At 37.4% G+C, this 13,181-nt stretch carries 8 protein-coding genes and 1 pseudogene; all 9 read right to left on the bottom strand.

Translation table 11 applies throughout. From position 1 onward, the window contains the following. Positions 1–340, bottom strand: a pseudogene (locus JHD79_RS12625) (glycoside hydrolase family 5 protein); the annotation flags it as partial. Positions 341–372: 32 nt separating this feature from the next. Next, positions 373–1,341, bottom strand: coding sequence for a glycosyl hydrolase family 18 protein (locus tag JHD79_RS12620; RefSeq protein WP_199119596.1), 969 nt, complete (start codon positions 1,339–1,341; stop codon positions 373–375). 74 nt (positions 1,342–1,415) lie between these two features. Beyond that, positions 1,416–2,360, bottom strand: coding sequence for a glycosyl hydrolase family 18 protein (locus JHD79_RS12615; RefSeq protein WP_199119595.1), 945 nt, complete (start codon positions 2,358–2,360; stop codon positions 1,416–1,418). A gap of 171 nt (positions 2,361–2,531) precedes the next feature. Continuing rightward, positions 2,532–2,924, bottom strand: a complete 393-nt coding sequence (locus JHD79_RS12610) for a hypothetical protein (protein WP_199119594.1) — start codon at positions 2,922–2,924, stop codon at positions 2,532–2,534. Positions 2,925–2,947: 23 nt separating this feature from the next. After that, the gene (locus JHD79_RS12605) at positions 2,948–4,534 is read right to left on the bottom strand and encodes a SusD/RagB family nutrient-binding outer membrane lipoprotein (protein WP_199119593.1); all 1,587 of its coding nucleotides are present in this window, start codon (positions 4,532–4,534) and stop codon (positions 2,948–2,950) included. 72 nt (positions 4,535–4,606) lie between these two features. After that, on the bottom strand, positions 4,607–7,858 hold the full coding sequence (locus tag JHD79_RS12600) for a SusC/RagA family TonB-linked outer membrane protein (RefSeq protein WP_199119592.1): 3,252 nt from the start codon (positions 7,856–7,858) through the stop codon (positions 4,607–4,609). 538 nt (positions 7,859–8,396) lie between these two features. Beyond that, on the bottom strand, positions 8,397–9,458 hold the full coding sequence (locus JHD79_RS12595; RefSeq protein ID WP_199119591.1) for a LacI family DNA-binding transcriptional regulator: 1,062 nt from the start codon (positions 9,456–9,458) through the stop codon (positions 8,397–8,399). 326 nt (positions 9,459–9,784) lie between these two features. Further along, complete coding sequence (locus tag JHD79_RS12590; protein WP_199119590.1) at positions 9,785–11,419, bottom strand: ribulokinase; 1,635 nt, start codon at positions 11,417–11,419, stop codon at positions 9,785–9,787. Then, positions 11,419–13,041 carry a fucose isomerase gene (locus JHD79_RS12585; RefSeq protein ID WP_199119589.1) on the bottom strand — a complete coding sequence of 541 codons (1,623 nt, stop codon included), beginning with the start codon at positions 13,039–13,041 and terminating at the stop codon, positions 11,419–11,421. The genes JHD79_RS12590 and JHD79_RS12585 overlap by 1 nt, the downstream gene beginning before the upstream one ends. Positions 13,042–13,181 lie beyond the last annotated feature (140 nt).

The following is a 13,181-nucleotide window of genomic DNA, read 5'->3' as shown; positions in this document are numbered from 1 at the left end:
CTTTCTCGTAACCACCTTCTTGTATATACATAGAAATACGAAGAATATCTATACCCCAACCATGCATCAACAAATTCAAAGACTGCTCATTATAGCAATTACCTCTGTACTGCAAACCATGCGTACTCATACCACGCAACTGAATTGCTGCACCTTTTTGGTTTACAATGTTAGTACCGTCTAACTTCAGCCTACCATTGATGCCGAAAGGACTGTCCTTTCTAATCGTTACCACCTCTTCTTTCTCACCCTCTTCCTCTTTTGGTTTAACGCTTTTATCTCCCTTACAGGACATAAATACAACAAGTAATACGCTTAATAAATTGAGTGTCTTCTTCATAATTATTGTTTTAGCACTTTAGTTATCGAATGCTAATTCGTAGTTTCTTTGTGCGTTTTATCAATTAGTTTTAAAAGTGAGTTGTCATTTTGACTGTCATAAAGCAACTGCCAAATCATTACACCCCCACCATCTTTTACTGCCAGCTCTGTTTTTGCTTTAATCGTATTTTTTCCATTGTAGTAAAAGGTTCCTCCATTATTTGGAAATGGAATTTCATCGGCATTTACCCAATCTGGATAATTTTGCTGAACCGTTTGCCAAGACATTTGCGCCAGCGAAGCATTGCTGTTAAATACAGTTCCGAAGCCGTAACCATAAAATGGCAATCCAAGTATTAATTTTTTCTTATTCAGGCTACGTTGCAAATGCCAATAGTTAAGGTGTTGAACAGCGTAAGCATAAGTAGAATGTTGCCCAGGATTAGTTAAGTCCCAACGTCCAGTAGCATCATAAGCCATAATGTTAATAAAATCGAAAGCTTGCAATGCCTTATCAGTAACTCTTGCTCTTGTCCACCAAGCAACGGCCGAAGTGAGTAACTTTTTACGTTCGGTTAAGGGAGTTCGCAGTTCTGTAATGAAAGCCTCGTAATTTGCATCGATATCATCTCCCTCAAGGTCTACATCTATTCCATCTAAATTGTATTTATCAACAAAGTCGATGAAGTTTTTGACTAAAGCAGCTCGTTTATTTCTCAAAAGCTCAGTGTAATAGCGTTGTGGACTACCACCGCCGCAAGAAAGCATTACATACACCCCTTTCTGGTGTGCGGTTTTAACCACTGTATTTAACGCTGGCATATCTGAAAAGGTAGCAGATGTAGGGTCTGGATTAATGAATGCAATATTTAAGTGTGTAATCTTTTCAAAGTCTACTTTACTTAAATCGTCTATAATACTCGCTCTAGACCAAATGTAGCCTACTACTTTAAAATCTTGTTTTTTTGGCACAAAAGTTTCTACAGTAGTATCATCCTTGTGAGGCAATACTTCTTCCACTTTCTGCTTTTTACACGAAAAAAGGGAAATTATAAGTATAACGATTAAGTGATGCGAAACCTTCATATCAAATCCTATTTGCCAGTAACAGCTTGGCTTTTATAAGTATTGTTAATTAAATCTAGTAACGAATGCTCATTGAAACTGTCGTAAAGCAGTTGCCAAATCATTACACCGCCACCTTCTTTCAGGGCTAATTGTGTTTTTTCCTTAATGGTTTTCTTTCCGTTGTAGTAGAGCGTTCCGCCATTATCTGGTAAAACAATTTCGTCATGATCCATGCGATCAGCATATTTCTGTACTACATCATTCCAAGAAATTTGTCTAAAAGCTCTGTTTTTACTTGGCAATTCTCCAAATCCATAACCGTAGAAAGGTAAACCAACATTTAGATTTTCCTTTTTTAGACCTCTTTCATTATGCCAATAGGCCAAATGTTCTTCCGCATAAGATATTGGAGAATGCTGTCCAGCAACTTCAGGTTTCCATGGGCCAGTTTTATCATAAGCCATGATATTGATGAAATCGAATTGTGCTAATGCTACATCCGTGATACGCCCTCTAGTCCACCAAGCAACTGCAGATGTTAAGAGCTTTTTCCTTTTAGTCAACTGCTTGCTTAAACCAACCACAAAAGGTTCGTAATTGGCATCAATATCGTCTCCTTCTAAGTCAACATCTATTCCATCTAAATTGTATTTATCTAATACCTTGATGAAATTTTTCACTAGATCTTTTCGGTATTTCTCTGTCAACAACTTAGCATAATAAGCATGACTACTACCTCCACCGCAAGACATTAAAACTTTGATATTCTTCTGATGTGCAATTTGCACTACCGTATCCAAACCTGGTACATCCTTAAAACTACCATCTGGTGTTGGATTGATGAATGCAATGTTTAGATGGGTAATTTTATCAAGGTCTATTTTTTTCAAATCTTGAACCATATTAGCCCTAGACCAGATATAGCCTACTACCTTAAATTGAGCTTTTGATGAACTAATTGTACTTAGCATACATAAGATCAAACACGTGCATTTCCACATCCACATTTTGTTATTACTGAAGATCATTTTATATTTTTTTACAGATTGAAAGGGCTATTGTTTCTATCGGAATATTTAAGCCAATCCATTTGATTGGCTTAAAACGTCTAGTTATACAGGTTTTATAGGCGATACTACAGGTTAAGGTATTACAGTTACATCTTTAAACCGGCTTACGGTAGTTCCATTATGGCTTGCTTCTACTTTTATCTTATGATTGCCAAGCGTGGTGGCCGTGAAGGTGTATTTCTCGCCCGTAGCTACTTGCACATCATCTACTTTCCACACTACACTTACTTTACCTACAGGCGCAAATTGGAGACCCGTGAAAGCAAAAGTGGCTCCTTGTTTTAAGGTTAGCACTACACTTGGGTTTGGAAATATTGCAGGATTTGGTGGTATAGCAGCATCTCCTCCAATAATTCTTGGTACATACGCATATTCTTCTTCCTGCTTTTTTACCTCATCTTCTTTACAGCCCACAAAAATGTTAGCCAAAAACAAGATGCATACTATTAGTTTAATACTTTTCATATCAATTGAGTTAATAATGTTAATTATTCTTGATCCCACCATACACGTTTCAACCAATCATCTGTGCCTATGATCTTGATTGCAGCATTTACGTTCTCTAAGTTTTGCTGCTTCTCTGTCAATGTATATTCAAACCTTCTAGGGATAGTTTGTGAAGTTGATTCGCTAGTTGGTGATGGTGTCAATAATGGAAATCCGCTTCTACGCCAGTTTGAATATGTTTCATTTCCATTTAGCAATAAGGCAATCCACAGTTGTGTATTGATTTGCTCTAGTTCTTTACCAGCGATTAATGGATTGGCAGTTTTGAAGTTGGCTATTTCTGTTGCTGTTACCACTGGCCCACTTGGATACAGGCTTAATTGTTGCATCGCGGCCTCAACCCCTCTGTAATAATGATCTTGAGCAGTTCCGCCCAAATTAAGACCAAAGCGTTGTGTAGCATCTGCTAATAACAATTCTACCTCTGCATAAGTGATATGAAAAAATGGTGCATCATTTCTTAATAAATTATGGTTAAGCTGTGGTTTTAAATCTATACTCCTCGGTGTATAAGATGAGCCATCTGCCAGTATTATTGCAGTTGTGCTTAATGTGTTTTCATAATTGTAACGACCTGGTAATCCTCCTACCAATCCTATTTTAGCTTTTACTTGTGCAGTAATATCTTCTCTTTCTAAAAATCTTGTAGGTGCTACTGGATTAAATTCTTTATAGCATTTAATCAGATAATTTACTCGTGGATCGTTTGTAGAAGTTAATGCATTTAAAAAAGTAGTCACCACACGACCCATCTCATTTTTACTGTTCCAAGCTGCAGATATTCCGTTAGGCCTAACATCTCCATAGGCGTTAACCACATTTTCGTGCTTGGTCATACAGATATCTGCGTTATTAGCAAATAATCCCGCTGCGTAAGCCGCTTGAATTTCTGCTTTTGCTTTATCTGGATCTCTTTTTGCCAAGCGAAGCGCCAAACGTAAACGCAAAGAATTAGCAAATTTCTTCCAAGATGCAATATTGCCTTTATAAAAATATTCATTCGGCACTTTGTCTTTTGAAGCATCTAATTGTGCAGAGGCTTCGGCGAGTTCCTTAAAAAAATCATTATAAATGTCTTTTTGGGCATCATACTTTGGTTTGAAAACACCAGAATAATAACCTTTGGCCGCTTCAAAATATGGAATATCGCCATACAAATCGGTTAAGCGGGCAAAGACATATACTTTCATGATACGAGCCATTGCATTTACATTGGTTTTACCAGCAACGCCTTTGGTACGTTCAACAGCGTCAACAATGTTTAAAACATCAAACGGATAGCTATTATCGAACATTCTCCACATGTAACTAGGCGTTTTTATATACAGGGCTCCATAACTCATGTTAAAAGCGCCTGCAAATTGCTGCATCATAGGGATAAGCATGAAATAATTTGTACGTTCTTGTATCCCTAAATCTCCTGAAAAATACGCCTGAACATACATCAGCTGACTTGCAGGATCCATGTTAGCTGATTTGGTAGGATCTATATTCATATCCCCAAACTTCTTGCATGCAAGTGAACTTAAGCCTAACAAAAGCAATAAGAAATATTTTATCTTTTTCATCTTTTTATAATTATTAATGTGCAACACATTATTTATATGATATTTTTCACTTTTTGTTTATTCTCCTAATATTTAGAACTTCACATTAAGATTAAATCCAAAACCTCTACGAGTTGGTAATGAACCATACTCCAATCCCTGACCATTGCTATTGTTGTAATTAGAGTCTGGGTCTACGTTTGGCACATCTTTATAGATGATAAATGGATTTCTAGCAACAACGCTAAACGACGATCCTTTTAAGCCAATTTTTTTATTCAGCGCTTGTGGTAAGGTATAGGTAAGCGTAAGTTCTCTTACTTTTACATAAGTAGCTTTGTAAATAAATGGAGTAGCTATGTTAGAACCATCTGTAGCAAAAAGTGTCCAATATAATGTAGGATCAATTGCTGTTGTATTAGCAGTATAAACTGGATTAGCAGTTGTTCCTGTATTAACTACACCTTTTGGTACAAACCCTCTTCTATTACCGTCAGCTAACCATTCGGCAGGCGTCCTTTTTGCAGCCAAACGGTTTTCTTCAGATAAAATCCATTCTGCCCTACCTTCTAATGTTTCAATTGCTGATCCTCTTGCATACATAAAGAGGTTCGTCATAGAGAAAATATCTGCTCCATATTTTACATCAAATGCAGCATTAAAACTAAAATTACGGTAAGAAACACGGTTAGTAAAACCACCTGTCCAATCAAACACTCCTTTTCCTAACACCTTCATTTCAGGATTTATGGTAGGTAGAAAATTGGAATTTAATATCACGTTGCCATTTGGATCTCTTAAGAAATCGTATCCCATAATACTACCATATTGCTCCCCTGGCTTAGCTACCACAAATAGACCAGCCCAACGTGCTTGCGATAGTGTAAGGAATCCATTAACCCTATCAGATAATGATTCTACCTTGCTCACATTTCTGGCGAAATTGACACTCATATCCCATTTAACTTTGCTATTACTTGATAATGGGCTTCCAGAAAGCAACAACTCAACTCCTCGGTTCGAAATCTCTCCAGCATTAATTAACTGTTGGCTAAATCCTGATGTGTTTGCAGCTGGTACAATGTTAATCTGATCTCTTGATTTAGACTGATAGTAAGCTGCATCAAAATTGATTTTGTTCTTGAAGAATTTCAAATTTGTACCAAATTCGAAAGATCTGGTTCTTGTAGGCTTTAAATCGGTTGGAGGTATAATAGTAGAAGAAATTTTTCCATTCATTGAGCCGTTGAAAGGAAGTTGATTTAATGTATAATTAAGATTTAACAAATATGGATCTGTATCACTTCCAACTTCAGCTACAGAAGCTCTCAACTTACCGAATGTTAAAACATCACTATTAATTTTAAAAGCATCAGTAAATACAAAACTGCTCGATAAAGAAGGATAAGCATACGTATTGTTTTGCTCTGGCAATGTAGATGATTGATCACGCCTAACTGTAGCATCTAAAAACAAATACTTTTTAAAGCCAATAGTAACTAAACCATATAAAGAATACATCTTACGTTGTATATCAGTTTCTGTTACTACCTTATCAACATAACTAGCTGGCGTAATAGCATCTAATACAAGCATATTGGTAAATGCAGAATTAGTTCCCTTACGAAGACGGGTATTGATACTACCACCTAGTCTCGCCGACACGTTAAAGTCTTTATTTATTTGTTTAGTGTAAGTAGCTAAAGCTTCAACCTGATTAGTTGTATAACGCATATTTACTAGATCAAGCTGACCAGCTAATGCCGCAGGTGTAGTTCTAGGGCGGAAATTTTCATATTCTAAAAATGTAATGTCGGTAGCCGCCTTTGCATTGATACTAAAGTCTTTTGAAAATTGATACGTTGCACCAATTGTACCAGTAAGCCTATCCTTATCCGTTTGATTATACATTTCGTTAATTATCCAATATGGATTTATACGGTATTGACCACCACCCCAATCTATATAATCCCCAAGGGCACTCTTATAAGTAGTTTGAAATAATGATTGGTCAATGTTGTTAGCTAAACCAGCGAAATTCATCCCAATATTAGAAGGAGAATCTCCTAATCCAGCTCTGTTGTTCACATGCTCATCCATGTACGTTACCCTAACGTCAAGAGTCAGTTTATTGCCAAACTTAGAACGTCCAGAGAAAGAATAACTATTTCTTCTAATATCACTTTTAGGAACAATATCATTATACCTTAGATCTGAAGCAGAAAATCTGAAACTGGATTTGTCTGTTGAGCTAGATAAAGCAATTGTATTATTAAATGATGAACCTGTGCGAAAAAAGTCTTGGATATTATTTTCTGCGAGGGCATAAGGCCTAGACACACCATCAAAACCAATGTAACTCACGCCAGGATCTAATCTTGCCCCGAAATTGATAAATAAGCTGTTAAAGGCTGAAGCCTGATCGGTTGGCATTAGCTGATTTCTGCCCTGTCCGTACAAATACTGTACATTATCGTATTTAGTTAGCTGTGTTTCTATAGTATTTGTACTGTTGAAATCAATACCTAATTCTCTATTATTTGTCCCTTTTTTGGTTGTAATGAGGATTACACCATTACCAGCAAAGCTCCCATATAAAGCAGTTGCAGCTGGGCCTTTCAATACCGAAATCGATTCGATATCATCAGGATTGATTGCAGAAATGGCATCTCCCATATCTACCCCACCGCCATATTGATCACTACCTACTCTACCATAGTTAGCATTATCCATCGGAATACCATCAATTACATATAAAGGCTGGTTATCGCCTGTAATACTAGTTGATCCCCTTAATACTACCCTTGCCGAACCAGCTGGACCACCTGCACCACTATTAATTACCAATCCAGCTACCTTTCCAGCGAGAGAATTAATTACGTTAGTTTCTTTCGCTTTATTGATATCATCGCCATCAACTTGAGTTATTGCGTAACCTAATTCTTTCTCGTTCCTTTTGATACCTAATGCCGTTGTAATTTCTACAGCTTTCAATAATTGTACATCCAGTTTTAAAGCTATATTAACTAGCTTCCTTGAATCGTTAGCCACAAAAGTATGCGTCATGTAACCAGTCATTTTAACCTGTATGGTATCGCCATTGCTAGCCCTAATGGTATAACCTCCGTCTACATTAGTTATAGTACCTTGTTTAGTTTTCTTGTTCAGCACACTAACCCCTGGAGATTTGAAATTATTTTCATCGGTAATTATGCCTGCTACCGAAAATTGCTGTTGAAAACCACTAGGTATCTTTTTACCTGATGCTTTTCCAATAAAAAAAGCACTCAAAAAGACATTTAATAGCACCAACAGCATTAGGTTGAATAGTTTGTTTTCTTTCATTTTTTGCTTGGTTTAGGTTATTTGATTTTCGTGTACGTACACGAAAATTGTAGAAAAAATATAAGTTGATTAGTGTTGTTTTCAAAATTTATTTTAGTTGCAATTCCAATATCATTCATTAACTGGGAAGTTTCTAAGCAATTAGTTAATCTTTCATTAAACCGATTAAAATAGTAAATCCCCTGCTTTTTGCACAACATTAATTTACTTTTCACAAGATTTAAGAGTATGCCTTTGTTTTCGTTTAAAATTCTTGTACCTACTAAGCTATGTGTTTCATCAACTTTAGCAAAAGAAGAAAGTATGCCACTTAATGTAACATCATTACAATCAAGAAACCCATAATATTTCAACATCATACAATGATTAATATTCATATATTTTATATAATTAGGTTTACGCCTTTTGTACGTACAAAATAAAGAGAACAGTTACATTTGGTTAACGGTAACGTACACGAAATTAGTAATTATTATTTTACTTACAAATTTTCCGTATAAAATTTTTAAGTTTTAACATTTTAGAGGACAAAATCCTGCTAATTGCTATAATATTGATAATTCTCTTTGGTAATGATATCGATCGGCATGAATTGCTCTTTTTCGATATTTGCATGAAGCACTAAATGATAATAAAGACTCATTAAACCTCTGTAACCTTGCTCTTGGGGTTTTTGACAGATCAGAAAATCGATGGTCTTATTTTTAAGGTAATGGATATTATCTTCAAGAAAATCATAACCGATCAGTTTTATACCCTCAATTTTATGCTCTTCAAAATATTTAGCAACTGTAGCCACTCTTGAATTGGTTACGAAAACCACATTATACTGGTCTTTTGCCAACTGTTGAGAAAGTTTTTGCTCGATGTGCGGATAGTCGGTCTGCTGAATATCTATCTTCGTTAATTGGTTTTTGCTTCCATTTTGTTCAAAGTAATTCCTAAAACCTTCTTCTTTACGTAGGAGGTGATGGTGCAGATCAATTTCTTTAGAAATATTAACGATCAATATTTTTTTAGAGGCCGGTGTGAGGTAGTTGGCAATATGTGCAGATAAAAAACCACTTTGATAAAGATTGGGTCCAATATAGCATAAATTGTTATAGCCTGGAATATCTGAATTGATGAATACCAAAGGAATTTTCCTATCGTTACATTGCTGGATAAAAACAATGCTTTCCTCTTCGAACATGGGTGCCATGAGTATTCCATCAAAATCTTGCGGGATGATCTTGGCAGTGCTTTCCAGAAAAGAAGCTCTATTATTCTGGTCAAAAAAGAAAGGAATTACTTCTATTCCAAAATCCTTAATTTCGGAAGCAGCCTGTTGTATACCATTTAGTGGAGCCGCCCAGTATTTAGTTTCGTCCGATACCTGGGGAATTAGGGTGGCAAATCTCAATTTCTTTTTGGATGCCAGCCTTCTAGCAAAGATATTAGGCTGATAATCAAGCTCTTCAATTATCTTTAGAATTTTTGCTTTAGTTTTTTCAGAAACCCCTACCCTGTTATTTAATACCCTATCTACCGTACCAATAGAAACATTGGCCAATCGGGCAATTTCTTTAACGCCTACTGTTCCTGAGTTCTTCTTTTCCATTGTAACAAAACTAATAAAATTTTGTTGCTGTATGTTTTATAAAATACAAGGCAAAAATTAGTGGGCCATACAGGTAGATAGCCCTATTAGTTTATCTGTGCTTTGATTTTTTAAAACCATGCTTCTATGTGGTTATAAAGAAATTTCCATCAAATTTTATCGCTATATTATCCATAATGGCGGATATGCACATATCACTAGAAAAAGGTTCAAGACTTACGAAGTTTTAAAAACTTTGTAAGTCTCATAACAGAGTAGTTTCCTATAAAAAACCTTGTAGATTTTTAAATCTACAAGGTTGAATTTAGATGATTTAACCGATAACTTTATGAATGGCCAAAAGCGAGATAACGTTGATATAGTTTTTCATATACCAATACCTTATCTGCTTGTGGCAGGTATGCTACATCGTAACCAGAACTCATGGCTTGCTGTGCTGCACCTATATCATCATATACCCCACCTACTACAGCAGCAAACATTGCCGAGCCTAAAGCACAGGCCTGTTCGCTTGAAGCTACCTTGATGGGCACATTAAGTATGTTAGCCAAGGTTTGCATCACATAAGCAGATTTCTTAGAAATTCCTCCCAAGGCAATCACCTGCTTAATATTCACCCCCTGTTCTATGAACCTGTCCATAATCGCTTTTGAACCAAAAGCGGTAGCTTCTACCAAAGTCTTGAAAATATGAGGTGCACTTGTCCCCAAAGTTAAGCCCATAATTGCTCCTTTTTTGGTCAAGTCTACATCAGGGGTTCTTCTTCCATTGATCCAATCTAGGGCGATCAAATCATTTTCGGTCACGGGCAGTTGTGCAGCTTTTTCTGCCAGTTTTGGCAATAGGCCATCACTTGCCTTTTTTAGTTCTTCCTTACTCAGGGTTTCGGCCAAAAGTTCTTTCAGAGGAAATTCCAAAATCTGTTTGTACCAACTGTACACATCGCCAAAGGCAGATTGACCCGCTTCCATCCCCAACATTTTTGGTAAGATAGAACCATCTACCTGGCCACAAATGCCATTTACCAAGCCATTGAATTCTTCAGTAGGCACCACCACCATATCACAGGTGGAAGTACCCATTACTTTTACCAAACTATAGGCTTCAATACCTGTACCAACAGCTCCCAAATGGGCATCAATAGCTCCAATACCCACCTTTACATCTTCTGATAAGCCCAGCTTTTTTGCCCAAGCTGCTGATAGCTTGCCCATCACCACATCCGTGGTATAGGTTTCCTCATATAAATGCTCTCTCAGTTCACCTAGTGAAGGATGTAGCGCTGCTAAAAATGCTTTACTGGGCAAGCCTCCAAATTCTTTATGCCACATGGCTTTATGCCCGGCGGCACAACGACTTCGCTTCATGGTCATTATATCCGTATTACCTGTTAAAAAAGCAGGCATCCAATCACAATGCTCCATCCATGAATAAGCTTTTTTGGCCACTTCACCATTCTTTTTAGCAATGTGCAGAATTTTAGACCAAAACCATTCGGAAGAGTACAATCCACCAGAGTATTTGGTATAATCTACCACCCATTTCTTGGCCAAGGCATTAATGTCATCCGCTTCCTGTAAAGCAGTATGGTCCTTCCATAATACAAACATGGCATCCGGATCTTCCTCGAAACCTGGCAATAGTGCCAAAGGGGTTCCCGTGTGATCTACTGCACCAGGTGTGGAACCTGTAGTATCAATGGTAATGGCCACAATATTGGCCTTAATTTCATCATTTACCCTGCTTAAGATCTCTTTGATGGTTTCTTCCATTCCCTCGATATAATCTAAGGGATGTTGCCTAAATTGCGACAGCTCTGGCTGGCAATATTTACCTTCAGCCCACCTTTTGTATAAACTTACAGCACAAGCTACCTCAGCACCGTTACGGGTGTTTACCAATAAGGCTCTCACCGAATCGGTACCATAGTCTAGACCAATGACATATTTTTGCGTACCCATTAATTAAATTTTGAACCGTCTGTATCTACATTACCGCAGAAATGTGTCTTAATTCCTAATTCTTCTAAGGCCGCCGCTTTAATCCTACAAGCTTTATGTGCAGAAGTCTGATCATTGACATAGACTACCTGAATATGGTTAGCCTTATGGCGAGCCATCATCTGGTCTCTGCTTACGCCATCTAAAGTGGCATGCATCATTGGCCATTGATAGTTGGTTTCCTTCCATCTTCTATCTGTTTCTTCTTTAGGCAACTCAACAGCCTTACCCACACCTAAATCGCAATGAAGCTCATTATTAAGAATATAAATACGGCTCCATACGATATTTCCTGGCTTGGCCACTCCTCTTAGCGAGCCTCCACCAAATTTAAAGAACATGGCCGGTTGGCGAATGCTATCTGAACCTGCATAGCCACCCACATGGTGTGCCGGAGGGGCAGCCCCCGAAATTTCAAATACCCAAACAAAATCATCTATTCGATCGCTTTTGAAGTTTTCTCCCCAACGCAAATCGTGTAAGGTATTTTCTCCCGGCATGCCCAATTTCTGCCACAATCTATAAGTTAATAGCCCATCTATTCCCGCGCATTCATCTACTTCGTTAAAATGTGGTAGTGCTTCGCCAGCATAGAGCTCTTTTCCGCTTTCATTATATACTGGCGGACGGTCTTGGTTATTCAACAAGCCTTCTACCAAGTCGCTGGCAGGCACTAAATCTTTTAAACCTTGCTGATATTGAATACCAATGGTATCACAACCAAACTCATCTGCCAAATGTAAGGCAGCGATGTACATTTTACATTGGATTAAGGTTTGATTTTTGGTCAATTCTGTAGCATCATCAGTTCCCCAATCAAACTTCATTCCTTTGTCCAATAGCCAATTCAATACCTTTTCGGCATCGGCATCACTTACCGTAAGCATTTTGGCATATAGGGTAGATTGGCTCAATCTTTCTTTGAAGATCCCTGTGGCATGCAATAAATCATCGGGTACAATGGCGTTGAACATGCCCATACAGCCTTCGTCAAAAACGCCCATAATGGCCTTATCATTTTTAAGCTTGGCAGCAAACTCTCGTCCCAATTGCTCCTCTGCAGCTGGAATTTTAACCGAGGCAAAAGATTTTACATGAGTTTCAGAATGTTTAACTGTACCAGTTTCTAACCAATCTTTAATGCCGTTTAAAAAGAATTCGTCATTAAAATCAACACTCCACAAGCTACTATAATTTACATTCGCTTTGGTTAAAGAGCCGTTAAGGTTAAGCATGCCCACCAAACCTGGCCACTGCCCGCTAAAATTGGCCACGGTTAAAATTGGTCCACGGTGGGTAGTTAAACCAGCCAGAACGTGATGGCTATATTGCCAAACACTTTCAGCTACAATTAGGGGAGCATCTTTATCTATATTCTTAAACACCTCAATACCCATGCGCTGCGAATCGATAAAACCATGTTTTTTTTCTGGATCATAGGCATGGGCCCTTTTGATACTATAACCAAATTTTGCGAAAGAGATAGCTAATGTCTGCTCCATTTGATCCTGCGTTTCCCAGCAATTTTGATTCGCTGCAATTCTCAAATCGCCACTGGCTACAAGAAAGATTTCTTTTTTCATTATGATATATTTATACCTTGATCATTTAATGATACACAAACCGAATACTTATGCCAGTGAATTGCCAGAAGATAGAGATTGATCTCTAATAACCGTAAAACCCATACTCATTTATATTTGGTTGTGATAATGTTTACATA

The organism is Pedobacter sp. ASV28 (genome assembly GCF_016428855.1).
Taxonomy (GTDB): Bacteria; Bacteroidota; Bacteroidia; order Sphingobacteriales; family Sphingobacteriaceae; genus Pedobacter.
Note: the sequence above shows the minus strand (reverse complement) of the source record. Positions and strands in the feature narration are given on the sequence as shown.

Excerpts from the sequence above, each read along its gene's own strand:
- JHD79_RS12595 (WP_199119591.1), bottom strand. The coding sequence starts at position 9,458 with ATGGAAAAGAAGAACTCAGGAACAGTAGGCGTTAAAGAAATTGCCCGA.
- JHD79_RS12600 (WP_199119592.1), bottom strand. The coding sequence starts at position 7,858 with ATGAAAGAAAACAAACTATTCAACCTAATGCTGTTGGTGCTATTAAAT.
- JHD79_RS12605 (WP_199119593.1), bottom strand. The coding sequence starts at position 4,534 with ATGAAAAAGATAAAATATTTCTTATTGCTTTTGTTAGGCTTAAGTTCA.
- JHD79_RS12590 (WP_199119590.1), bottom strand. The coding sequence starts at position 11,419 with ATGGGTACGCAAAAATATGTCATTGGTCTAGACTATGGTACCGATTCG.
- JHD79_RS12610 (WP_199119594.1), bottom strand. The coding sequence starts at position 2,924 with ATGAAAAGTATTAAACTAATAGTATGCATCTTGTTTTTGGCTAACATT.
- JHD79_RS12615 (WP_199119595.1), bottom strand. The coding sequence starts at position 2,360 with ATGCTAAGTACAATTAGTTCATCAAAAGCTCAATTTAAGGTAGTAGGC.
- JHD79_RS12585 (WP_199119589.1), bottom strand. The coding sequence starts at position 13,041 with ATGAAAAAAGAAATCTTTCTTGTAGCCAGTGGCGATTTGAGAATTGCA.